The organism is Synechococcus sp. MIT S9452, assembly GCF_047304245.1.
In the GTDB taxonomy this organism is placed as follows: domain Bacteria; phylum Cyanobacteriota; class Cyanobacteriia; order PCC-6307; family Cyanobiaceae; genus RCC307.
This window is the reverse complement of sequence record NZ_CP138956.1, coordinates 1,758,244-1,780,236: the sequence shown is the minus strand read 5'-3', so window position 1 is coordinate 1,780,236 and position 21,993 is coordinate 1,758,244. Positions and strand designations below refer to the sequence as shown.

The window sequence follows — 21,993 nt, the reverse complement described above, 5'->3', positions numbered from 1 at the left end:
TTTATGACGTGTGAGGAGTGCGGACGCTTCTCAGGGTCGAAACAAGGACAGACTCCTGAGCTCGTCCGATTCCTGCCCCGCTTCGGCGGGGCTTTTTTCTTGGCAAAAAAAAACCCTCCGCCGGAGCGGAGGGCATGAAGGTGGTCCGAGAGGACCGGGGCGATCACTTGAGGGTGACCTTGCCGCCGGCTTCTTCGATGGCCTTCTTCATTTCTTCGGCGGCTTCCTTGGCAATGCCTTCCTTGACAGGGGTCGGAGCCTTTTCGACAAGGCCCTTGGCATCGGCCAGGCCGAGACCAGTGGCTTCGCGAACAGCCTTCAGCACCTTGATCTTGGCGGCGGCATCGAAGCTTTCGAGGATGACGTCGAATTCGGTCTTTTCCTCGGCGGCTTCACCACCACCAGCAGCGGCGCCAGGGGCGGCCATCACCACAGCGCCAGCAGAGGCGGCGGCGGACACACCAAAGGCTTCCTCGATCTGCTTAACAAGCTCAGAGGCTTCTAGCAGCGAGAGAGTCTTCAACGACTCGAGAATTTCGTCGGTTTTTGCGGACATGGTTGAGAAGAGAGCAACAGAACGGGAGATCGGTGGAACTCAGCTGTTTTCGCTTTCGGCGTGCTGCTTGAGCGCGCGGGCGAGACCAGAGGGAACCTCGTTGACGCCGACGGCCAGCTTGGTGGCCACAGCATTGATGGACCCGGCGATCTGAGCCATGAGCACCTCTTTGGAGGGCAGGTCTCCGATGGCCTTGATGTCGTCCTGGCTGAGGAAGCGGCCTTCAAACAGGCCTCCCTTCAGCTCCGACTTCTTGCTGTCCTTCTGGAAGGACTGCACGGCCTTCACGGCACCACCCACATCCCCTTTGATGAGGACGAAGGCGTTGGTACCAGTGAGCAGGGGGTCGAGGTCGGACCAGGTGTCGTTGCCATCGATGGCGCGACGCATCAAGGTGTTTTTGGTCACCTTGCAAATGCCGTTCGCAGCCAAGCGACCGCGGAGGTCGCTCATCTCCTTGATGGAGAGGCCTTTGTAATCGAGCACCAGGGCCATTTCGGCCTCGCCGAGCAACTGCTTGAGCTCCTCGACGATCTGTTGCTTGTTCTCCAGCGTGCGGCCCATAGGTTGAGGATCGGATCAGGGGAACAAGCCGGGTTGTGCGGACCGGTGGAGGTCGCAACAACCGATCCGCACCACAAGGGGTGAAACCGATGCGCAAACCTCGGCAGGACTTATGGCTGCGGAAACCGCCTCCACCTGCTGTCTTCGGTTGCGAGTGGCCGTTGAGACAAAGCTCTCAGGCCGAACGCTGGGTGCAAAACCCGATTCCGGCGAAATACCGGAGTCATTTACCGTATCAGGCCGTCACTCAGCGTTGCTGAGGTCCTGCAGGGCGGAGAAGTCCACTTCCACCGAAGGGCCCATGGTGGAGGTGATGTAGAGGCTCTTCCAGTAACGGCCCTTGGCGCCGCTGGGCTTGTTGCGATCCACCGTCTCTTGCACGGACTTGAGGTTCTCCAGCAGGTCCTCAGCGCTGAAGCTGGCCTTACCGAACTGAACGTGCACGATGCCGCTGCGGTCGGCGCGGAACTCCAGCTTGCCGGCTTTGAATTCGTTGATGGCGCTAGTCACATCGGTGGTGACGGTGCCGGTCTTGGGGTTGGGCATCAAGCCGCGGGGACCCAGGACCCGGCCGAGCTTGGCCACCTTGGGCATCATGTCGGGGGTGGCGATCAGCAGATCGAAGTCCATCTGGCCACCAGCGATGGTGTCGACGAGCTCCTCGTCGCCCACCAGCTCAGCGCCAGCGGCTTTGGCTTCCGCCACCTTCTCGCCGCGGGTGATCACAGCAATGCGGATGCTGCGGCCAGTGCCCTTCGGCAGGGCCACGGTGGTGCGCAGCTGTTGGTCGGTGTATTTGGGGTCGATGCCCAGACGCACGTGGGCTTCGATGGTTTCGTCGAACTTGGCCGTGGCGTTGGTCTTGACCAGCGACACCGCCTCCAGCGGGGCGTAGGCGCGGGGCTCAACGGTGGCCTGGGCGGCCTTGAAGCGTTTGGAAATGGATTTCATAGCGAGATGGGGTGCAAGCGACAGTGATCAACCGTCTCCCCCGGTAAGGGTGTGCAAAAGGCTGAGCGGAGCTCAGTCCTTAACGGCGACGCCCATGTTGCGGGCGGTGCCTTCGATGATCCGCATGGCGGATTCAACGCTGCTGCAGTTGAGGTCAGGAAGCTTGGTGTTGGCGATCTCCTCGAGCTGAGCCCGGGTGATGGAACCAACGCTGCCCTTGGCGGATTCGCCGGAACCCTTCTCGATGCCGGCTGCCTTAACGATCAGCACGGACGCGGGAGGGGTCTTGGTGATGAAGGTGAAACTGCGGTCTTCAAAGACCGAGATCTCCACCGGGATCACAAAACCGGCTTTGTCCTGGGTACGGGCGTTGTACTCCTTACAGAAGGCCATGATGTTGACCCCGTGCTGACCGAGGGCAGGACCCACGGGAGGCGCCGGGTTGGCCTTGCCAGCCTGCAGGGCCAGCTTGATGACGGCGGTGACTTTTTTAGCCATCGATTTGACGGACGGGACAGTGCTGCGGTGCACCCGACGAGGGGCGCTGGACAAAAGGCCGACCCCCGCAGCGGGACGGCCCTGAGATCAGCTGTCTTTGCTGATCTGGGAGAACTCGAGCTCCACCGGGGTTTCCCGGCCAAAGATCGACAGCAGAGCTTTGAGTTTGCTGCGATCGCCGGAGATCTCGATGACCTCACCGGAGAAGTCCTTGAAGGGACCAGCGGTGACGGTGATCCGATCGCCTTCGGACAAATCGACCTTGACGACAGGTTTCTTCTCTTGAGCCCGCTTGAAGATGCGGTTCACCTCCGAGCGACTCAGGGGACGGGGCTTGATGCGGCCGCGCACACGGCCAGTGGTGCGGCGCTCCTCATGACCAACGAAGTTGATCACGTTGGGGGTACTGCGCACCGCTTGCTCAGTGTCCTCATCCATGACCATGCGAATCAGCACATAGCCGGGGAACACCTTTTCTTCGGTGCTTTGACGGGAACCGTCTTTTTTGATCTTGACCGCCGGGGTCTGGGGGATCTCGATCTCCAAGATGCGATTGGAGACCCCCAAAGTCACCGCCCGCTGCTCAAGGGTGGCTTTGACCTTCTTCTCGCAGCTCGAGGCCACCTGAACGGCATACCAGCGAGCAACCTGCGGTTTGCTCTCGGCCTGCTCCTCGCCGGCTACAGCTGAATCAGCCGCCTCAAGGGCGTCTTGATCGTTAAGGGGTTCGGTGAGCTCTGACAAGGCGATCAACGGAAAACGAGCTGGGACATCCAGCGGAAGAAGCGATCCAATGACGCGATCGCAGCAGCCGAGAGGGTGACCATCAACAGAACAGCGACGGACTCACTGATCAGTTGCTGGCGGCTTGGCCAAACCACGCGACGCAGCTCAGCCAAGGTGGACTCAATGGGCCCACGGGGCTCCCGAGGGGCACCAGGGGGCTGAGAAGCTGCAGCGTTGCCGTTCTCAGGCTTGGCTTCAGCCTCAATCACCGCCCCCTCAGGGGCCGTGGGATCACCAGATTTGTTCGGCTGGCTGAAAACCACACTCCTCCGTCGCGGGGGATGAACCGCAAACAAACAGCCTACAGAACTGGGCTGAAGCTCAGGCTGCCCTCCTCGAGGCTCACCTGGACCCCGGCGGCGCCTTGGTAGCGCTCTGCGAGCAACTCAGTCGCCAGGGGGTTTTCCAAACGCCGGCGCAGCAGTCGCCGCAGGGGCCGGGCCCCGTATTCCGGGTCGTAGCTCTCGGTGGCCAGCCACTGGATGACCGCCTCATCCACCTGCAAGGGCAGCTCTTGCTCGGCCAGCAGGGCGGCCAATTCGGCGAGCTGCAAGCGCAGGATTGGCACCAGGTCGTCTGGTTGCAGCGGACGGAAGCGAATCACTTCATCGATGCGATTGAGGAATTCCGGCCGGAACTGGGCCGCCAAGCTGCTGTCGATCTCCGCTTCCAGCGCCGCCGTATCGCCATCGCGGGCGTGGCTGAGGATGGCGCGGCTGGCGAGATTGCTGGTCATCACCACCACGGTGTGGCGGAAATCCACGCTGCGGCCCTGGGAATCGCTGAGGCGGCCGTCATCGAGCACCTGCAGCAGCAGGTTGAACACCTCGGGGTGCGCCTTCTCAACTTCATCGAGCAGCACCACCGCATAGGGCCGGCTACGCACCGCTTCGGTGAGCTGGCCACCTTCCTCGTAGCCCACATAGCCCGGCGGTGCCCCGATCAAGCGGGCCACGGCATTGCGCTCCATGAACTCGCTCATATCGAGCCGCACCAGCGCCTCGTCTTCATCGAAGAGGTTCGCGGCCAAGGTGCGGGCCAGCTCGGTTTTACCCACACCGGTGGGGCCCAAGAACAGAAAGGAGCCAACGGGCCGCCGCGAATCTTTCATGCCAGCGCGGGCGCGGCGAATCGCCGCTGCCACAGCAGCGACGGCATCGGGCTGGCCGAGCACCTTCTCGCCGAGGCGGTTTTCCAGTTCCAGCAGCTTCTGGCGCTCACCGGCCATCAAGCGCTGCACAGGGATGCCGGTGGTGCGGGCCACCACATCGGCAATGTCTTGGGCCGCCACCAAGTCCCGCAACAGGCGGCCGGGCTGCTGCAGCTCCACCTCCAGCTCCTGCCGGCGACGCTGCACGTCTTGCTCCAGCTCCACCTGCAAGCGAGCCATGTCTTCCCACTCCGTGAGCCGCTCGGCCTCAGCGATGCCGTGGCGCAGCTCCTCCTCACGCTGTTGCAGCTGACGCAAATCCTGAAGCTGCTGACGCTCGTGCTGCCAGCGGTCTTGCAGTTGCTCGAGTTTGTCGAGGGCGTCGCTGCGGCGCTGCTGGTGCTGCACCCGCTCCTCCATGGGCGCCTGCTCAGCGGCCAACAGCGAGCGTTCGATGCGGCGCAATTCGGCCTCGGCCGCTTCCACCACCGCCGGCTTGGAGGTGGCCTCCATCTTCAAATCAGCGGCCGCTTCATCAATCAGATCGATCGCCTTATCGGGCAGGCAACGATCGCTGATGTAGCGATCTGCCAGACGCACCGCCGCCTCGAGGGCGTCATCGCCAATGCTGACGCCGTGGTGCAGCTCGTAGCGCTCGCGCACACCACGCAGGATCTCCAGCGACACATCCAGGGCTGGTTCCTTGATCAACAGCTGCTGGAAGCGCCGGTTCAGCACAGGATCTTTCTCCAGCGTGCGGCGGTATTCCTCGATGGTGGTGGCCCCGATGCAGCGCAACTCACCTCTGGCCAAGGCTGGTTTGAGCACGCTGCCGGCATCGGCGCCCGCACGATCACCGTTCACCAGGGTGTGGATTTCATCGATGAACAGCACCACCCCTTCACTGCCTTCATCACAGGCGGCGATCTCCTCCAGAACGCTGCGTAAGCGCTCTTCGAACTGACCGCGGTATTTGGCACCAGCGATCAAAGCGCCGAGATCCAACGAGATCAAACGGCGGCCTTTGAGGGAATCGGGCACTTCACCGGCCACCATCCGCTGGGCCAACAGCTCCGCAATGGCGGTCTTGCCAACGCCGGCCTCGCCAATCAACACGGGATTGTTCTTGTTGCGGCGCGAGAGCACCTGAATCAGCCGCCGAATGTCAGCGCTGCGGCCAATCACCGGATCCAGGCTGCCGGCCTTGGCCAAGGCGGTGAGGTCGCGGCCGTATTGGGCTAAGGCGCCAGCGTCGGCACTGGGGTGGGCGGGCTGCTGAACGCTGGGCTGATCGATGGCGACCGGGCGTGGAGCGGCTGCCGCTGGCACCGGAGGTGCCACGGGTTCGGCCATGGCCACGCCCAAAGGCTGCAATTGCTCATCGAGCTGGGAACGGCTCAGGCCCTGGCGCTGCAACAGGGCGCCGCCGAGACGCTCATCATTGGCGAGGGCCAGCAACAGATGCCGTTCATCGATGGTGGCAGCTCCCTGCTGCTGGCGTTCCTGCTCGGCGACATCCAACAGCAGCTCCAGGTCATCGCCCACATAGAGCGTGTTGCTGCTGCGGGTGGGCTGGCGGGCACAAAAGTCTTCGAGATCGTCGCGCAGCTCTGCGCCCTGCAGGCGCAAGGTGTTCAGCAGCGGCCGCAGCCGTTGCTCATCGAGCAAGGCCAGCACCAGGTGCTCGACATCCATCTCACCGTGACGCCAGCGGCGGGCTTCCTCCTGGGCGCCGAGGAGCAGATCCCATGCGAGATCGTTGAAACGTTCTGGCTCGGTGGTGAGGCTGAAACGGGAATCAGGCAGCCGCATCGGCTCGAGAGCTCAACTGGATCAGTTCCACCTTGTAGCCATCCGGATCCTCCACAAAGGCGATGACGGTGGAGCCGTGCTTCATCGGACCGGGTTCACGCACCACCTTGCCGCCCTGCTGGCGAATTTGCTCGCAGGTGCCATAGATGTCATCCACGCCCAAGGCGATGTGGCCATAGCCCTCACCCAGCGCGTAGCTGCTGGTGTCCCAGTTGTGGGTGAGCTCCAGCACCGTTTGATCAGACTCAGGGCCATAGCCCACAAATGCAAGGGTGAAGCGCCCGCTGGGGTAATCCTTGCGACGCAGCAGGCTCATCTTGAGCACCTCGGTGTAGAAGGCGAGGGAGCGCTCCAGATCGCCCACCCGAAGCATGGTGTGCAGCAAACGCATGGTGCGTTGATGGCTCTAGCTGAGCTCATTGTGCAGGGCCCATCTGCATAATGAGCCCGCCAGATGAGACCGCTGTGTTCGACTCTCTCGACCTTGTGATCGACACCGTGGTGGCACGGGAAGTGTTGGACTCCCGCGGCACCCCAACCGTCGAAGCCGAGGTGTTGCTCGAGGGGGGCGCCAGCGGCCGGGCGATCGTGCCCAGCGGCGCCAGCACCGGTGCCCACGAAGCCCATGAGCTGCGCGATGGCGATGCCACGCGTTATTTCGGCAAAGGGGTCAACCAAGCCGTCAGCAATGTGGAAGAGCGGCTCGCCCCAGCCCTCTGCGGACTGAGCGCCCTCGATCAGGTGGCCGTTGATGGCGCCATGAACGAACTCGATGGCAGCGCCAATAAATCCAGCCTTGGTGCCAATGCAATCTTGGCGGTGAGCATGGCCGTGGCCCGCGCAGCCGCCAACGGGGTTGGCCTGCCCCTGTACCGCTACCTGGGTGGCCCATCGGCAACGGTGCTGCCGGTGCCGCTGATGAACGTGATCAATGGCGGCGAGCACGCCACCAATAACCTGGATTTCCAGGAATTCATGATCGTGCCCCACGGCGCCGGCAGCTTCCGCGAAGCGCTGCGCTGGGGTGCTGAGGTGTTCCACACCCTCAAAGGCCTACTGAACGAACAAGGCCTCTCCACAGCCGTTGGCGATGAGGGCGGCTTTGCCCCCAACCTCGATGGCAACGATGCCGCTGGCGACTTGCTCGTGCGCGCCATCGAGAAAGCCGGGTACAAGCCCGGTGAGCAAATTGCCTTGGCCCTCGATGTGGCCAGCACCGAGTTCTACAAAGACGGCCGCTACAGCTTTGGCGGCGGCAACTACAGCAGCGCCGAGATGGTTGATCAGCTGGCCCAGCTGGTCAGCCGTTACCCGATCGTGTCGATCGAAGACGGCCTGGCTGAAGACGACTGGGATGGCTGGAAGCTGTTGACCGAGCGCCTCGGCGGTTCGGTGCAGCTGGTGGGCGATGACCTGTTCGTCACCAACAGCACCCGCCTGCAGCGGGGCATCGATCTGGGCGTCGCCAATTCAATCCTGATCAAGGTGAATCAGATCGGTTCACTGAGCGAAACGCTGCAAGCGATCGACCTGGGCGGCCGCAATGGGTACACCAGCGTGATCAGCCACCGCAGCGGCGAAACCGAAGACACCACCATCGCCGATCTGGCTGTGGCCACCGGCGCTGGTCAAATCAAGACCGGATCCCTCAGCCGCTCGGAGCGCATAGCCAAGTACAACCAGCTGCTGCGCATCGAAGACGAGCTGGGCAGCCAAGCGGTGTATGCCGGCACCCAAGGCCGCGGCCCACGCGGGCGCCGCTGATCAGCGCTGCTGGCCGGGAAGCTGCTCGAGCCGTTGATCACGCTGCAGCCTCAACTGCAGCTTGAGCCAACTCAAACCAACGGGTACCCCTGCCACCAGAGGCGCAACAGCCCATACCGGACGACTACTGGCTCCGAGCAGAGCGGCCGCTAAAGCCAAACAGCCCAGCAGCACGGACTGGCCAATGGCGTGCTGAGCAGTCGCCATGCGGCGGAATTGCCGATCGGATTCACCCAGGCGAATCTGCAGTTGCAGATCACCCTGCTCCAGGCGCTCCAGGCTGGAATCCAGACGCCGCGGCAGGGTTACAGCTCGCGTGCCCAAGGCACCCACTTGACGACCCAGCTCATTGATCAGCTCGTTGGGGCCATTACCGCTGGCAGTCATGAGGGGAAGAAGCTTGGGCTTGGCGATCGCCACCAAGCTAAAGCCGGGATCCAAGGCGCGGCCGACACCTTCAAAAGTGGAGAGGGCCCGCATCACAAAAATCAGATCGACCGGCAGCTGAAACGGCTGCCCGTAGACCAAGGCATAGAGATCACCTGAGAGGCGATCGAGCACATTGCTCGGGAAGGGCGGCGTCAAGGCGTCATCGAGCATCACGCGCACCAAGCGGCGCACCGGACCGGCATCGATGGTGGTACTGATCACCCCAGCGGCCTGCAACTCCTCCACCAAACCGCCGGCATCGCGCGCCGCGGCCGCCGTCACCATCGAGCCAAAACGACTGCGCAGGCGGGGAGGGATCTGCCCCATCATCCCGAAGTCGTAGTAGATGAGTGCTCCGTCATCAGCAACCGCCAAGTTGCCGGGATGGGGATCAGCATGGAAAAAGCCGTAGAGCACGAGCTGCTGCAGGTAGCTAGCGGCTCCTTTTTCAGCGACAGCGACCGGATCGATACCGCGCTGCAGCAAAGCCTCGCGATCGGTGATCTTGGTCCCAGGCACATAGTCCAGGCAGAGCACGCGCCTTGTAGTGAGCTCCCAGATGACCGCGGGAATGCGCACATCGGGATCATCCAAAAACTGTTGGCGAAAGCGGGCCGCATGCTCGGCTTCCAAGCGGAAATCCAACTCGCGCAGCAGCACGCGCCGGCATTCACGGGCCATCGCCACCCAATCGCGCCCACGACCCCAATTGGGATGACGCTGCAGCACTGCAGCCACCTGCTCCATCACTTGCAAGTCGAGGCGGAAGAGCTTCTCCAACCCCGGCCGCTGCAGCTTCAACACCACATCGCGCCCGCTGTGCAAGGTGGCGCGATGCACCTGGGCCAAGCTCGCGGAACCCAATGGCCTGGGCTCGATCCGCATAATCTCGCTGCGGCGCGGTCCCAACTCAGCTTCCAGCAGAGCCTCCGCCTGCGGGAACGGAAACGACGGCACCCGATCTTGCAGTTGCGCTAACTGCTCCACCCAGGGGGCCGGCAGCAGATCAGGTCTGGCCGAGAGCAGCTGGCCAAGCTTGATGAAGGCCGAACCTAAACCCAGAAGTTCATGCAGCAGCCAGCGGGCCAAACGGCGCTGACGTCGCTCAATGGCTTCGTCGCTAGCCGCGCTCAGATAGGTCCAGCGCCGACCATCCCACCAGAGGCGGCTGAGCAGCACCACCACGACCGACCAGATGCGCAAGGAGCGCAGCACACTGCGCAATCGCGCCATTAGCTGGGCTCCTCTAGGCGCCGCGAAAAGTTGGCCACTTGAGCGCGCAAACCGTCGAGCTGATCCTGCAGATTCTCCGGGGCCGCTTCACTGGATTCAGCCGCTGGGGTCTGGGGTTGTTCGATGCGCTCAGCTTCCTGCTGCACCTCCTGCCAAAACAGTTCCAGTTCTTGCTGCAGCTTTTGCGGAGCGTCCTGCGCCATCACGCTGAACTGTGCAGCCGCATCCATGGCGCTGCTGCCAAGACGGGCAGCCAAACGATTCAAGGCGGCTTGCACCAAAGTTTCCGGGGTGCTCATCGCCAAACAGGAGGCGGCGCTCCGACTGTGGCAGAAGACGACGGTGGTTGTGGCAGCGGCCGCGGCCAAGGGGGCAGATCCTGGAGCGGATCCACCAGGGGCAACTCAGGACTCTCGACAATCTCAGGTGCTGGAAGCACCGAAGAATCAACCGCTTCAGGCTGTGGGAACAACTCCGGGACTGGAAGCGCTGAACGATCGACAGGCTCAGGATCCACAAACAACTCCGGAGCGGGAAGCACAGCGGCATCAATCGGCTCCGGTTCGGGAAGCAACTGCGGTGATGGCCCGAGCAAATTGACCCGTTCGGCGCCATAGCGCATGCGCAAACTCTCCAGCGTCAAGCCGGGCACAGGCTTGCTGGAAAAACGCCGGCCCAACGGAACCAGGCCGCCAAGGCGATCTTCCAAGAGGCGGCCCGTGACCACATAGGCCAAGCCAAAACACAGACCCACCATCAACGGCCCCATGGGATTCCAAGGGTTGGGGCGCCGCGCTGGCCGGCGCCGCTTCTGAGCTGGTTGTGCAGCCACAGGCCGTGGAGTGCGCTTCTTCGAACTCATCATCGTCATGACCTCACCTCCCCGGGCAGGGCCTGCAGCAGTTGCTCAGCCGCGTAGCGATTGCCCTGGGGGTTGAGGTGTATGTCATGGGTGAAATAAAACGCCTGGGGCTGGCGCAGCAACTCTGGCGCCATGGGCACATAGGGCACATCAAGCTCTTGGGCCAATTGGGCAAAGCAGGGCTCAAGGTGTGGGCCCTTGCGGGGATCGCTGGGCACCGCGGAGATCAGGTAGCGGCCGCCACCGGCTGCCACGCGATCCCGGATGGCAGCCAAGGCACGGCGGGTGGGCTCCAGCTCGGCTGCTGAGCGCTGGCATTGATCTCCCGCAATGGCAGCAGCTGGGCTCTTCTGGGCTGTGGTGATCTCCTGGCGGTGCCCCAGCTCAATCACGGTGAGCTGAGCGCGGCGCAGCAAGCGCGCCAAATACGAAACCCGTGCCAACCGCTCCAAAGGCGAGAGCTGAGTTTCACTAGAAACCACCAACTCTCCATTGGAATCAGTCTTGAGCTGACTTCCATAGCCCTGGTCACCACCGATGTCGTTGTCATAAAGCAGATGAACCACCACACCACCCGCTAGAAGCTCCGGTCCCTGGGGGTGTTGCTGCTGGTATTCACGCAGCTGAATCTCTGAGAGCACGGGTGAGTAGCTGCTCACCCCCAGGTTGTGAACGGCCACACCCTCCCGGCAGAGTTGCTGCTGCAACTGGCCAGCGATGCTGTCGGCATCACTGACCTGAAAGCCTTCAACAAACGAGTCCCCCAACAGCAGCAGATGCCGCTTGGGCCCTGCAGCTGGGAACTCACAGAGGCCCTTGAGGGAACGGTTGCCAAAGCGATCGGTTTGGATTTCAAAGCCGCCCCATTCGTCCTGCAGCGAATAGGCCTGAAAGGTGTAATTGGTTGGATGCTGGTGGTGTCGGGTAGCGCTGGGGTTCAGCGGCGCATTGTTAAAACCAAGCCGGAGGAACCTCAAGGCCAGCTCAGCACCCACCAAGCAGAACACCAAGCTGAACAGCAGCAGCAGCAGATTGGCGCGCAGCGCTTGCATTCAGCCTGGGATCAGGCGGCCAGGTTATCGGCTGAATCGGTTTTCAAAATGGCCTGCAATTGATTGGCGGCAGCGCAATAGGCCGCCCAGCCCGTCATGCGGCGCGGGTCGGAACGGCCTTTGTCATCCACGGCCTCCCGCACGGTGACGCCCTGAACTTCGGCTTTGTCAAAAGCGGCGAGCAAAGGAATGGAGCCATCCAGCACCTCAAGGCCAAAACCCTCGAGGGTGTCGCGCGCCTCATCAGCGAAACGCTGCTTGCGCGTATCAACCTTCACCAGCAAGGCCGCATGGCGGATGCCGTAGCCCCGCAAAATCGCCGACATTTCAATCGTGAGCTCCACCGAGCGCGCTTGCGACGTGGTGGGCAGCACAACGATGTCGGAGCCAGCTGAGAGGTTCTTCAATTCATCCTCATGGCTACTGGCCTGGCCATCGGTGATCACGATCTGAGCCGAACGGGTGGCTTTGGCGGCAGCCTCAACAGGCACAACGTCAAAACCCAGAAGGCCTCTGGCTGCATAGGCGGTTGCCGAGCGGTTGCGGTCCGCATCAACAACGCAGACGGCGTAACCCTGCTGAGCCCAAACACTGGCTAGGTGGATGCTGGTGCAGGTTTTGGCTACACCGCCTTTCTGACCAAAAACAGTTACGAACACTTTTTGGCAGAGAGTAAGCAGCAAAAAATGAAACGCAAGGGGCTGCTGCTGGTGTGCTGACAGAGCCTCAGTCGTCGCTGTGATGGCGTCGTTGACGCTGCTGCTTGAGCTGACCGCGCTGTTTCTTGGCATCCAAGCGGCGACGCTGCGAACCGCGCGTGGGCTTGGTGGCGCGGCGTGGCTTCGGCGGCGGCTTCAGGCCTTCGCGCAACAACTGCGCCAGCCGCTCGAGGGCCAACTCCCGATTGCGCCATTGGGAGCGATGCTCAGCGGCCACAACCCGCAACACCCCGCCACTGAGCTTGGAGCCCAAACGCTCTTGCAGGCGCTGACGGCGAACCTCTCCCAAGACCACGGAAGCCTGCAGGTCAAACAGCAGCTCAACAGCGGTTTCCAACTTGTTGACGTTCTGCCCGCCTGGGCCGGAGGAACGCGTGAAGCGCCATTGCAGCTCAGCGGCGGGGACAACAAAAGATTTAGTTACTGGCAGATCAGCCATAAACAACAACTAAGAGCCAACAAAAACACAGGCAAAGCTCAGCCACATAAAACAAATACAAAGTGCCAAACACAAGATCAGCCTGCAAATCTGCGAAACAAGGACCGGGATCTATAAAAGAGAAAGCGAGCAACAGCGACGACCAAATCTACACAGTAGCTACGAAGGCTTTTCCCCAAAGAATCGGCTAACTTCACGCACACGGATGCACAGCCAAGCCTCTCTGAGGCGATCCATGCATAAACATCAGTACTGACCCAACTGCAATTAATAGTGGCGAATTCATAGATAGATCCATCCATCTGCTGACAACAAATGCGGCCGTTTTTGTCACTATAAAAATTTTTAATTTTTTTTCCAAGCCTTGGAGCATTCACAAATTGAAAACCGTGATCCTGACACATGCAATCATCAAACCAAATATTCCGATCCGAGAAGAAAGAGGATAACTGCGTGGTGCTGACAGAACACTTCTCACGGTATCGACAGAAAGCCTCCATCTCGGTATAAGCATGAGTGGGCCTAAGGCTTCGAAAATTTTGCAAAGAAGTGCGAATAAAATTTCTATCCTCATAATCTTCGATCATGCTCTTACAAAATTCAGAAATTAATGCTGTTTGAATATATCCAGATGGGCATGCGTCATTGCATAGCGTAAATGCATCAAAGCCCGAATCAGCCAACTCTCTCTCATAAATACTAAGATCATGCAAAATCATCGTATCTGAATCAAAATGCCAAAATGATTCAATTCTCTCATTAACTAGGAAAGCCTCTAAGCAAAAAAACCTCTCAGAAACAAATCTGAGCCAATCCTCTCCTCCCTTGACAGGATTATGACTAATGCCCTGTATCCAAAAAAATCTTGCATTAAAAGTATCTCTCTTGCTAGAGCAAAGTTCGCGATACTCGATATGCTCCCATCCAGCAGAGCGAGCAGTCTCTTGATTTAAATCATCTCCAAGAAGAATGCACCTTCGCTCAGGATTTGACGCCTTAGCTTGCGCGAGCGTGAACGCAAGATAATCAGGGTCACCATAATGAGTAAACACCAGAGGCGCTGGCATCACAGCAATAAAAACAGGCCCTAGCCTTGTTGAAATTCACACCAAACCTAGCACTAATTAATTTTCAGACTAATCAACAAAAGCATCTGACTTACAAGAACATCAATTTTTTCAGGTGGTGTAGTCCGCATTGATGCGCACGTACTGATCGGAAAGATCACATCCCCAGGCTGTGGCCGTGCCAGAACCCTGACCAACCACCAGGCGAATCACAACGGTGTCATCGAGCAGGTATGTGCTGGCTGAGCGCTCGCGCATGTAGACGCTGGCCGCTGCGCGATCAAACGCCAAAGGCTGACCAGCAGCCATGAGCTGATGCTCACCGAGCCACAGGGCCACGGCATCAGGATCCACTGTCACTCCAGCGCGGCCAGCCGCTGCAACGATGCGGCCCCAGTTCGGATCCCGGCCATGCACGGCGGTTTTCACCAGCGAAGAGCCACACACCGTGCGGGCAATGGCCTGGGCTGCGGCTTCATCAGCAGCGCCCTCCACCTGCACTTCCAACAGCAACGTGGCCCCTTCCCCATCACGGGCAATGGCTCGGGCCAGCTGCTGCATCGCCGTGGTCAGCCCTTGCTCGAGCGCGTTGTGGTGTTCAACCGCTAACGGCTCTCCGGCGGAGTAGGCCAGCACGGTGTCGTTGGTGCTGGTGTCGCCATCAACGGTGATGCTGTTGAACGAGCGCTGCACCGCACGGCGCACCATCACTTGCCAGATATCAGCTGGCACGGCGGCATCACAACTGAAGAACCCCAGCATCGTTGCCATGTCGGGATGAATCATTCCCGAGCCTTTGGCCATGCCACCGATGCGTACGGTGCGGCCACCCAGCTCAGCCTCCAGGGCCACCTGCTTATCAATCAGGTCGGTGGTGAGGATCGCGTCAGCCGCCGCCGCTGCTGCTTCTGGAGTTGAGCCCAAGGCCGACACCAGAGGCGCAACGCCGGCCAGCAGCGTGTCCATCGGAATCGGCACGCCGATCACCCCGGTGGAGCAGATCAGCACCTCGTCTTGGCTCAGCCCCAGCTGATCAGCCACCGCCTGGGTGGCCCTATGGCTATCAATCAAACCCAAATCCCCGGTGCAGGCATTGGCCTGGCCAGAGTTGATCAGCACCGCTTGCGCCTTCCCGCCTGTGTCCTCGAGCCGCTCCGCGCAAAGATCCACGCAAGCCGCGCGCACGCGGTTGGTGGTGAAACTGCCCCCGCAAACCGCTCCGGCTGGTGCCAGCACCAACGCCAAATCAGAGCGGCCACTGGCCTTCAAACCGGCGGTGATGCCAGCAGCCTGAAATCCAGCCGGTGCTGTGATCCCACCCTCGATGGCACGCCAGGGGTGCGTCATCATCCAACCCAACACACTGCTCCATTCTCCCGTGGCCCAGCGCCGCATTGGCCTCACTGGCGGCATTGCCACCGGCAAGAGCAGTGCCGCGCGGCTGCTCGAGCAACGCCATGGGCTGCCGGTGCTCGACGCTGACCTCTACGCGCGCCAAGCCTTGGAACCCGGCCAACCCGCCACAGAGGCGGTGCTTGAGCGCTTTGGCACTGGGGTAGTGGACAGCAACGGGGTGGTGGATCGCCGCGCCTTGGGAGCGATTGTGTTCAGCAACCCAGACCAGCGCCGCTGGCTGGAGCAACTGTTACATCCAATCGTGCGCCAGCGCTTTGATCAGGAGCTCATGCGCCTGGACGCTAAGCCTGCGGTGGTGCTGATGATTCCGCTGCTGTTTGAGAGCGAGCTGGAAGCTCTCTGCAGTGAAACCTGGCTGGTGGATTGCGATGAAAGCCAGCAACTGCAGCGGCTGATGGCCCGCGACCAACTCAGCGAAGAGGAAGCACAAGCACGAATCAACGCCCAGTGGCCCCTAGCCAAGAAGCGCGAGCTGGCGGATGTTTTAATTCGCAACCACACATCAGCAGACGCCCTTCAAATCGAACTCACCAAAGCCCTTAAGCATCTAATTAGTGATTATTAGATTTATCAAATCATGATATAGATAGTCAAAACGAAGCATCGCCATGAATAGTCCAGGATGGGCCACGAGAGAGTTTTTCTTAAATAATCTCGACACATTCCGAGCTATATACGAAGCAAGGCCAATAAGGGATAACGCAGGGGGGATGCTCTCAACCCATATGTTTTACAGCTGGCTCACTGCCAAAACTCTCAATCCTGAATTAATCATTGATAGTGGAACATACAAAGGACAAAGCGCTTGGCTCTTCAAGCAGGCCTGCCCGAACGCAAAAGTAATCTCTTTTGACGTTGACACCTCTCAGCGAAAAATAACCTGCGAAGGAGTCGAATATGTAGATGGTGATTTTTCACAATATGACTGGAGCGGGATCCCAGGCAAATCACTAGCCTTCTTTGATGATCATCAAAATGCCTACAATCGCATACAGCAATGCAATTGGTTTGGCATTAAAACCATAATGTTTGAAGATAATTATCCGCCACAACAGGGCGACTGCTACAGCCCGAAAAAAATACTTTCATGCTCAGGATTCAGAGATGCAGAAGCAAGCCAAAGCAAGAACAAACCCGAGAAAATATCAATGCGAAGAAAGATCGCCCAAAAACTTACCCGCAAACTGCAAGACCCCAACTCCCAACAATCGCAAATGGAGCAATTCCAAGCTATACATATCAAGAGAAATGACTGGGATAAAAAAATTCTTGAAAGCAAATTAGAAGCCTATATCGAATTTCCTCCTATTTACCAGTGTGATTTCACCAGATGGGGAGACGCCTGGGACAGAAACTATCCCACTCCCACGCCCTTAAAAGGATTTATAAGCTCTCAAGAGGCTATTAATTCTACAGACATTTATGCCAATGAGTGCAAAGCCTACACATGGATATGCCTTTGCAAACTAAAGTAGTACCCTTGCTTTAACTGGCCAAAAACTCCACAACGAAGCAAAAATTCAGCCCTTGAGCTTCTGGCTGAGGATTTGGTTGGCCAACTTGGGATCGGCCTTACCACCGGTCTTCTTCATCAGTTGACCAACGAAGAAGCCCTGGAGTTTGTTCTTGCCGCCACGGAACGCCTCCACCTCATCGGGATGGGCCGCCAAAAGCTCATCGACGATGGCGGTGATGGCAGCAGGATCGCTGATCATCCCCAAACCGCGCTCATCAACGATCGCTTTGGGAGAGCCACCTTTTTCGAGCAGCTCCGGCAGGATTTCCTTAGCAATCTTGCCGCTGATCTTGCCGCCATCAATCAGCTGCACCATCTCCGAAAGCTGCTCGGGGCGGAAGGGCAATTCGCTGTAGCTCAAGCGCTGAGAATTCACATAGGCAGCGATGTCTCCAGTGATCCAGTTGGCCGCCAACTTGGCGTCAGCTCCAGAGGCCACCACAGCCTCGAAGTATTCCGCCATCGGCCGCTCATCAGTGAGCACGCGGGCGTCATATTGCGAAAGCCCCAGGGCATCGGCGTAGCGGTGGCGCTTGGCGGCCGGGAGTTCCGGCAGCTCATTAAGCCAGGCTTGGCGCTGATCGGCTTTCACCTCAATCGGTCCGAGATCCGGTTCCGGGAAATAGCGGTAATCGCTGGATCCTTCCTTGCTGCGCATGCTCTTGGTGAGCTGCTTGCCCTCATCCCACAGGCGCGTTTCTTGCACCACCGGCTCGCCAGTTTCATAGGCCTTGATTTGCCGCTGAATCTCGTGCTCGCAAGCCTTCTGGATCGCCGAGAACGAGTTCATATTCTTGATCTCCACCTTCGTGCCGAAGGGGGCATCCGGTCCCCGGCGCACGGAAATGTTCACGTCACAACGCAGCGAGCCCTCCTGCATGTTTCCGTCTGAAACCCCGAGATAGCGCATGATGCGGCGAATCTCAGAGGCGTATTCGGCTGCCTCACGGCCGGTGCGCAGATCGGGCTTGCTGACGATCTCCGCCAGGGCCACACCGGCGCGGTTGTAGTCCACCAGGGAGTGGGTGGAGCCAACCAAGCGGTCGCTACCGGCATGCACGAGCTTGCCGGCGTCTTCTTCCATATGGAGGCGCTCGATGCCGATGCGCTTGAGGTAGGTGTCTTTGCCTTTCTCGGCGACTTCCACCTCAATCCAGCCGTTTTCCGCAATGGGCTCATCGAACTGGGAGATCTGATAGTTCTTCGGCAGATCGGGGTAGAAGTACTGCTTGCGATCGAACTTGCTGTGCTCGGCGATCTCAAGGTTGAGAGCCAGAGCCGCCTTCACTGCATACTCGAGCACCTTTTTATTCAGCACCGGCAAGGTGCCAGGCAGACCGCACACCACCGGATCGATGTGGGTGTTGGGGTCATCGCCAAAGGCCGTTGAGGCGGCAGTAAAAATCTTGCTCTCCGTTCCCAGCTGCACGTGGGTCTCCAGGCCAATGACGGCTTCCCAATCCGCTGCCATCTGCTGCACTTGCTCAAAGGCTGGGGGGATCCTATGGACCCGCAGGAGCCTCTACGGTCAGCTGGGGAGCATTGAGTGCATTGGCGGCTGCTGAGCCTGTATTGATTCTTGGTGGTGGCTTGATGGGCCTGGCCCTGGCCCATCAGCTGGCCAGGCGTGGCCAAAACGTTCAAGTGATCAGCCGGCGCCGCAGCGAAGCAGCAGGGTTTGTCGCCGCCGGCATGCTGGCCCCCCACGCTGAAGGCCTCAGCGGACACCTGCTGGCCTTGGGCCAACGCAGCTTGGAACTGGTGCCCAGCTGGCTGCAGCAGGTGGAAGCTGACAGTGACCTGGATTGTGGGCACCGGCCCTGCGGCATCGTTGTGCCGTTCCGCAGCGAGCAGGAACGGGACGCCTACCCCACAGCCAGCTGCGGCGTCGCGCTCAACAGAGCTGAACTGGAGCGTGAAATTCCTGGCATTGCCGCAGGCTGGCGCACCGGCCTGCTGTTTGAGCAGGACGGCCAAATCGATAACCGCCGGCGGCTGATGCGGGCCCTTGAGCGGGCGTGCTCGCGGCTGGGGGTGCAGTTCGAAGAAGGGGCCGAAGTGCAGAGCCTGCAAGCCAGTGGCCATGGCGCCCTAGAGGCGGTCAGCCTGCGGCGGGCTGACGGCGAACTCCAGCATCTCCCCTGCCAGCAGGCGGTGCTCTGCAGTGGCGCTTGGAGCGGCCAACTGCTGCCGGAGCTGCCGGTGTTTCCGGTTAAAGGCCAAATGCTCTCGCTGCAAGCACCGCGGCAAGCACTGCGCCGAGTGCTGTTTGGCCCGGGCACGTATCTGGTGCCCAGGGAAGACGGGCTGTTGGTGGTGGGCGCCACCAGCGAACCAGAGGCCGGCTTCAGCGAAGGGCTCACGCCTGAAGGGCAAAAGCAACTGCAAGCCGGCATCACCGCCTTGCTACCTGAAGCCAGCCAATGGCCACCGATGGAGCGCTGGTGGGGCTTTCGCCCCTGCACACCCGATGAAGGGCCCCTCCTGGGGGCAAGCCCACTGACTGGGCTGTGGCTGGCCTGCGGCCACCACCGCAATGGGGTCTTGCTGGCCGCGATCACCGCAGAGCTGCTGGCGGGGGCCATCACGCAAGAAACCCCCAGCAGCGCCGATGCAGCTCTGCTGAGGGCCTTTAGCTGGAAGCGTTTTAAACGAGACGCTCAGCCCTCGACGCGCCAACCCTGATCAGAAGGAGTCCAATCATTCAGTTCGGACGGCTGGAACCACAGGCCGATTTCGAACTGGGCGGTTTCGGGAGCATCAGAGCCGTGGATCACGTTGCGGCCGATGTTGACGGCTAGATCACCGCGGATCGTGCCGGGCTCGGCTTCCAGAGGCTTGGTGGCACCGATCAGCTTGCGGGCGCTGGCGATCACGCCATCGCCTTCCCAAACCATGGCCACCACAGGGCCTGAGGTGATGAAATCCACCAAACCAGCAAAAAACGGACGCTCCTTGTGAACGCCGTAGTGCTGCTCAGCCAGCTCACGGCTCGGGGTGATCTGCTTAAGGCCCACCAACTTGAAGCCCTTGCGCTCGAAGCGGCCAAGGATCTCGCCGACGAGACCGCGCTGGACGCCATCGGGCTTGATGGCAATGAAAGTCCGTTCGGTGGACATGGTTTGGCTGGTAAGACGGGCGCCATCGTCCGTGGCCGCCCTACCGCTTGGCAAGCACACCCACATCAGTGGGAGCGCAGATGGCCGAGCCTTCCTACATTTCGTTCATCAGATGAATTGATGGGCGGCGTCGATGGTGGTGGCCCCAAGCCAGGTGGAACAGCAGAACTGGACGCCAGCCGCTAGCGCTCAGCTCTATGGGCTCGATCAATGGGGTGATCCCTATTTCAGCGTCAATGCCCGCGGCCATGTGCTGGTGCAGCCCCGCGGTGATCGCGGTGGATCGTTGGATCTGGTGGAGCTAGTCGAGGGATTGCAAAGCCGCGATCTGCAATTGCCGCTGCTGATCCGCTTTGAAGACATCCTCGAAGACCGCCTCGAGCGGCTGCATGGCGCCTTTGAGCGGGCTATTGCCCAGTACGGCTATGGCGGTCACTACCAAGGCGTTTTCCCAGTGAAGTGCAACCAGCAGCGCCATGTGGTGGAGCAGCTGGTGGAGAGCGGCCGTCGCTGGCACTTCGGCCTGGAGGCCGGCAGCAAAGCCGAACTGCTGATTGCGCTCTCACTTCTGGATGACCCCAAAGCCTTGCTGATCTGCAATGGCTACAAAGACCAGCGCTACATCGAAACGGCGATCCTGGCGCGCCAACTGGGGCGACAGCCGGTGGTGGTGATCGAGCAAGCCGATGAGGTGCCGCGCATCATCGAAGCCAGCCGCAACCTCGGGGCAGCGCCTTTGATCGGCGTAAGGGCCAAGTTGTCGACCCGCAGCACCGGCCGCTGGGGCAGTTCGGTGGGAGAGAAAGCCAAATTTGGCCTTTCGATTCCCGATCTACTGGCCACGGTGGAGGCCCTGCGCGAAGCCGATCTGCTCGGTGACCTGCGCCTGCTGCACTTTCACATCGGCAGCCAGATCTGCGATATCGCCGTGCTGAAAGACGCCTTGCAGGAAGCCGGTCAGCTGTATGTGCAACTGGCATCGCTGGGCGCACCAATGGGCTTCCTCGATGTGGGCGGCGGCCTTGGCGTCGACTACGACGGCAGCCGCAGCGCCACAGCGGCATCAACGAACTACTCGCTGCAGAACTACGCCAACGACGTGGTCGCCACCATTCGCGAGTGCTGCGAACCCCAGGGCGTCACCGTTCCCACCCTGGTAAGCGAAAGCGGCCGTGCCATCGCCAGTCATTTCTCGGTGCTGGTGTTCAACGTGCTGGGGCAAAGCGGCGTCAACCATCCATCCATCCCCGAGGCGGTGGATGGTGAGGCCTTGATCGTGCGCAACCTGCGCGAAACCCTCGCCGGCATCGGGCCCGACAACCTGCAGGAAGCCTGGAACGACGCGCTCAAGTTCAAAGATGACGCCCTGGCCGCATTCCGTCTGGGCTACTTGAGCCTGACCGAACGGGGCAAAGCCGAGCAGCTCTATTGGGCCTGCTGCAGCGCCATTGCTGATCTCCTGCCTGGCGATGAGGAATTGCCCGATGAGCTCAAGGGCCTCAAGGCCGCCTTTGCCAGCACCTATTACGCCAACCTCTCGGTCTTCCGCTCGGCCCCCGACACCTGGGCCATTGACCAACTGTTTCCGGTGATGCCGATTCACCGGCTCCAAGAGCAACCCCGAGAGCTCGGCAGCTTCGCCGACCTCACCTGCGACTCCGACGGCAAGCTGGCGCGCTTCATTGCCAGCGGCAGCGCCAAGCCGTTGCTGGAGCTCCACGAGCTCAAAGAGGGTGAGCCCTATTGGATTGGTTTGTTTCTCGGGGGCGCCTATCAGGAAGTGATGGGCAACCTGCACAACCTCTTTGGCAGCACCAATGCAGTCTCCATTCGCCTCAGCCCGGGCGGGCCCTACCGGGTTGAGCATGTGGTGCGCGGCCAAACCAACTCCGATGTGCTCGAAGCCATGGAGCACAACCCCGAAGCTCTGCTCGAACGGCTGCGCCAGGCCAGCGAAGAGGCGATTGGCGGCGGTGATCTATCGATCAGTGCAGCCAGGCGCTTGATGCAACACCTGGAAGGCAGCCTGCGGCAAACCACCTACCTCGAGGAATAGCTCC

Annotated in this window: 23 protein-coding genes; 5 read left to right on the top strand and 18 right to left on the bottom strand. The window is 60.4% G+C overall.

Going from position 1 to position 21,993, the window contains the following annotated elements:
• Positions 1–163: 163 nt before the first annotated feature.
• The 8 genes from rplL to gloA form a co-directional block, all read right to left on the bottom strand.
• Positions 164–556: a 50S ribosomal protein L7/L12 gene (gene rplL / locus SIB46_RS09385; protein WP_413295909.1), complete on the bottom strand. Its 393-nt coding sequence runs from the start codon at positions 554–556 to the stop codon at positions 164–166.
• 39 nt (positions 557–595) lie between these two features.
• Positions 596–1,120: a 50S ribosomal protein L10 gene (gene rplJ, locus SIB46_RS09380; RefSeq protein ID WP_413295908.1), complete on the bottom strand. Its 525-nt coding sequence runs from the start codon at positions 1,118–1,120 to the stop codon at positions 596–598.
• A 243-nt stretch (positions 1,121–1,363) separates the two neighbouring features.
• Complete coding sequence (gene rplA, locus SIB46_RS09375; protein WP_413295907.1) at positions 1,364–2,071, bottom strand: 50S ribosomal protein L1; 708 nt, start codon at positions 2,069–2,071, stop codon at positions 1,364–1,366.
• A gap of 72 nt (positions 2,072–2,143) precedes the next feature.
• Positions 2,144–2,569 (bottom strand): 50S ribosomal protein L11, encoded by a 426-nt coding sequence (gene rplK / locus SIB46_RS09370; RefSeq protein WP_011936770.1) that lies wholly within the window; start codon positions 2,567–2,569, stop codon positions 2,144–2,146.
• Between the two features lie 87 nt (positions 2,570–2,656).
• Positions 2,657–3,313: a transcription termination/antitermination protein NusG gene (nusG, locus tag SIB46_RS09365; protein ID WP_413295906.1), complete on the bottom strand. Its 657-nt coding sequence runs from the start codon at positions 3,311–3,313 to the stop codon at positions 2,657–2,659.
• Positions 3,314–3,318: 5 nt separating this feature from the next.
• Positions 3,319–3,618, bottom strand: coding sequence for a preprotein translocase subunit SecE (secE, locus tag SIB46_RS09360; protein WP_255445412.1), 300 nt, complete (start codon positions 3,616–3,618; stop codon positions 3,319–3,321).
• Between the two features lie 38 nt (positions 3,619–3,656).
• The gene (locus SIB46_RS09355) at positions 3,657–6,317 is read right to left on the bottom strand and encodes an ATP-dependent Clp protease ATP-binding subunit (RefSeq protein WP_413295905.1); all 2,661 of its coding nucleotides are present in this window, start codon (positions 6,315–6,317) and stop codon (positions 3,657–3,659) included.
• Positions 6,304–6,708, bottom strand: a complete 405-nt coding sequence (gene gloA / locus SIB46_RS09350) for a lactoylglutathione lyase (RefSeq protein WP_413295904.1) — start codon at positions 6,706–6,708, stop codon at positions 6,304–6,306. Before gloA ends, SIB46_RS09355 begins: the two co-directional genes overlap by 14 nt.
• Before the next feature lie 74 nt (positions 6,709–6,782).
• On the opposite strand from gloA, the gene eno reads away from it, so the two are divergent.
• Positions 6,783–8,081 carry a phosphopyruvate hydratase gene (eno, locus tag SIB46_RS09345; RefSeq protein WP_413297762.1) on the top strand — a complete coding sequence of 433 codons (1,299 nt, stop codon included), beginning with the start codon at positions 6,783–6,785 and terminating at the stop codon, positions 8,079–8,081.
• Here the strand turns inward: eno and SIB46_RS09340 are convergent, their stop codons facing one another.
• The 8 genes from SIB46_RS09340 to argJ all read right to left on the bottom strand — a co-directional run bounded on the left by SIB46_RS09340 (position 8,082) and on the right by argJ (position 15,229).
• On the bottom strand, positions 8,082–9,743 hold the full coding sequence (locus tag SIB46_RS09340; protein WP_413295903.1) for an ABC1 kinase family protein: 1,662 nt from the start codon (positions 9,741–9,743) through the stop codon (positions 8,082–8,084).
• Positions 9,743–10,042, bottom strand: a complete 300-nt coding sequence (locus tag SIB46_RS09335) for a hypothetical protein (protein WP_413295902.1) — start codon at positions 10,040–10,042, stop codon at positions 9,743–9,745. Before SIB46_RS09335 ends, SIB46_RS09340 begins: the two co-directional genes overlap by 1 nt.
• Positions 10,039–10,575: a hypothetical protein gene (locus SIB46_RS09330; RefSeq protein ID WP_413295901.1), complete on the bottom strand. Its 537-nt coding sequence runs from the start codon at positions 10,573–10,575 to the stop codon at positions 10,039–10,041. Before SIB46_RS09330 ends, SIB46_RS09335 begins: the two co-directional genes overlap by 4 nt.
• 35 nt (positions 10,576–10,610) lie before the next feature.
• Entirely contained in the window at positions 10,611–11,657 is a 1,047-nt protein-coding gene (locus SIB46_RS09325) for an SGNH/GDSL hydrolase family protein (RefSeq protein ID WP_413295900.1), read from the bottom strand.
• A gap of 11 nt (positions 11,658–11,668) precedes the next feature.
• Positions 11,669–12,316 (bottom strand): ParA family protein, encoded by a 648-nt coding sequence (locus SIB46_RS09320; protein ID WP_413295899.1) that lies wholly within the window; start codon positions 12,314–12,316, stop codon positions 11,669–11,671.
• A 67-nt stretch (positions 12,317–12,383) separates the two neighbouring features.
• Positions 12,384–12,815: an alternative ribosome rescue aminoacyl-tRNA hydrolase ArfB gene (gene arfB / locus SIB46_RS09315; RefSeq protein WP_413295898.1), complete on the bottom strand. Its 432-nt coding sequence runs from the start codon at positions 12,813–12,815 to the stop codon at positions 12,384–12,386.
• A gap of 77 nt (positions 12,816–12,892) precedes the next feature.
• Positions 12,893–13,882, bottom strand: coding sequence for a hypothetical protein (locus tag SIB46_RS09310; protein WP_413295897.1), 990 nt, complete (start codon positions 13,880–13,882; stop codon positions 12,893–12,895).
• A gap of 111 nt (positions 13,883–13,993) precedes the next feature.
• Entirely contained in the window at positions 13,994–15,229 is a 1,236-nt protein-coding gene (gene argJ, locus SIB46_RS09305) for a bifunctional glutamate N-acetyltransferase/amino-acid acetyltransferase ArgJ (RefSeq protein ID WP_413295896.1), read from the bottom strand.
• Here argJ and coaE point away from each other — a divergent pair.
• Both coaE and SIB46_RS09295 read left to right on the top strand, forming a co-directional pair.
• On the top strand, positions 15,207–15,863 hold the full coding sequence (gene coaE, locus SIB46_RS09300; RefSeq protein ID WP_413295895.1) for a dephospho-CoA kinase: 657 nt from the start codon (positions 15,207–15,209) through the stop codon (positions 15,861–15,863). The two genes, argJ and coaE, sit on opposite strands and share 23 nt — an antisense overlap.
• Before the next feature lie 43 nt (positions 15,864–15,906).
• Entirely contained in the window at positions 15,907–16,773 is an 867-nt protein-coding gene (locus tag SIB46_RS09295; protein ID WP_413295893.1) for a hypothetical protein, read from the top strand.
• 45 nt (positions 16,774–16,818) lie between these two features.
• On the opposite strand, the gene gatB is transcribed toward SIB46_RS09295, so the two are convergent.
• Complete coding sequence (gene gatB / locus SIB46_RS09290; RefSeq protein ID WP_413295891.1) at positions 16,819–18,285, bottom strand: Asp-tRNA(Asn)/Glu-tRNA(Gln) amidotransferase subunit GatB; 1,467 nt, start codon at positions 18,283–18,285, stop codon at positions 16,819–16,821.
• Positions 18,286–18,407: 122 nt separating this feature from the next.
• On the opposite strand from gatB, the gene SIB46_RS09285 reads away from it, so the two are divergent.
• Entirely contained in the window at positions 18,408–19,499 is a 1,092-nt protein-coding gene (locus tag SIB46_RS09285; protein ID WP_413297760.1) for an FAD-dependent oxidoreductase, read from the top strand.
• Here the strand turns inward: SIB46_RS09285 and ndk are convergent.
• Positions 19,475–19,933 carry a nucleoside-diphosphate kinase gene (gene ndk, locus SIB46_RS09280; RefSeq protein ID WP_413295889.1) on the bottom strand — a complete coding sequence of 153 codons (459 nt, stop codon included), beginning with the start codon at positions 19,931–19,933 and terminating at the stop codon, positions 19,475–19,477. The genes SIB46_RS09285 and ndk overlap by 25 nt on opposite strands.
• Positions 19,934–20,066: 133 nt before the next feature.
• On the opposite strand from ndk, the gene speA reads away from it, so the two are divergent.
• Entirely contained in the window at positions 20,067–21,989 is a 1,923-nt protein-coding gene (gene speA / locus SIB46_RS09275; protein ID WP_413295887.1) for a biosynthetic arginine decarboxylase, read from the top strand.
• The last annotated feature ends 4 nt before the right edge of the window (positions 21,990–21,993 follow it).

Excerpts from the sequence above, each read along its gene's own strand:
- rplL (WP_413295909.1), bottom strand. The coding sequence starts at position 556 with ATGTCCGCAAAAACCGACGAAATTCTCGAGTCGTTGAAGACTCTCTCG.
- rplJ (WP_413295908.1), bottom strand. The coding sequence starts at position 1,120 with ATGGGCCGCACGCTGGAGAACAAGCAACAGATCGTCGAGGAGCTCAAG.
- rplA (WP_413295907.1), bottom strand. The coding sequence starts at position 2,071 with ATGAAATCCATTTCCAAACGCTTCAAGGCCGCCCAGGCCACCGTTGAG.
- rplK (WP_011936770.1), bottom strand. The coding sequence starts at position 2,569 with ATGGCTAAAAAAGTCACCGCCGTCATCAAGCTGGCCCTGCAGGCTGGC.
- SIB46_RS09355 (WP_413295905.1), bottom strand. The coding sequence starts at position 6,317 with ATGCGGCTGCCTGATTCCCGTTTCAGCCTCACCACCGAGCCAGAACGT.
- gloA (WP_413295904.1), bottom strand. The coding sequence starts at position 6,708 with ATGCGTTTGCTGCACACCATGCTTCGGGTGGGCGATCTGGAGCGCTCC.
- SIB46_RS09340 (WP_413295903.1), bottom strand. The coding sequence starts at position 9,743 with ATGGCGCGATTGCGCAGTGTGCTGCGCTCCTTGCGCATCTGGTCGGTC.
- SIB46_RS09335 (WP_413295902.1), bottom strand. The coding sequence starts at position 10,042 with ATGAGCACCCCGGAAACTTTGGTGCAAGCCGCCTTGAATCGTTTGGCT.
- SIB46_RS09325 (WP_413295900.1), bottom strand. The coding sequence starts at position 11,657 with ATGCAAGCGCTGCGCGCCAATCTGCTGCTGCTGCTGTTCAGCTTGGTG.
- arfB (WP_413295898.1), bottom strand. The coding sequence starts at position 12,815 with ATGGCTGATCTGCCAGTAACTAAATCTTTTGTTGTCCCCGCCGCTGAG.
- SIB46_RS09310 (WP_413295897.1), bottom strand. The coding sequence starts at position 13,882 with ATGCCAGCGCCTCTGGTGTTTACTCATTATGGTGACCCTGATTATCTT.
- coaE (WP_413295895.1), top strand. The coding sequence starts at position 15,207 with ATGGCACGCCAGGGGTGCGTCATCATCCAACCCAACACACTGCTCCAT.
- argJ (WP_413295896.1), bottom strand. The coding sequence starts at position 15,229 with ATGACGCACCCCTGGCGTGCCATCGAGGGTGGGATCACAGCACCGGCT.
- SIB46_RS09295 (WP_413295893.1), top strand. The coding sequence starts at position 15,907 with ATGAATAGTCCAGGATGGGCCACGAGAGAGTTTTTCTTAAATAATCTC.
- gatB (WP_413295891.1), bottom strand. The coding sequence starts at position 18,285 with ATGGCAGCGGATTGGGAAGCCGTCATTGGCCTGGAGACCCACGTGCAG.
- SIB46_RS09285 (WP_413297760.1), top strand. The coding sequence starts at position 18,408 with ATGGGCCTGGCCCTGGCCCATCAGCTGGCCAGGCGTGGCCAAAACGTT.
- ndk (WP_413295889.1), bottom strand. The coding sequence starts at position 19,933 with ATGTCCACCGAACGGACTTTCATTGCCATCAAGCCCGATGGCGTCCAG.
- speA (WP_413295887.1), top strand. The coding sequence starts at position 20,067 with ATGGTGGTGGCCCCAAGCCAGGTGGAACAGCAGAACTGGACGCCAGCC.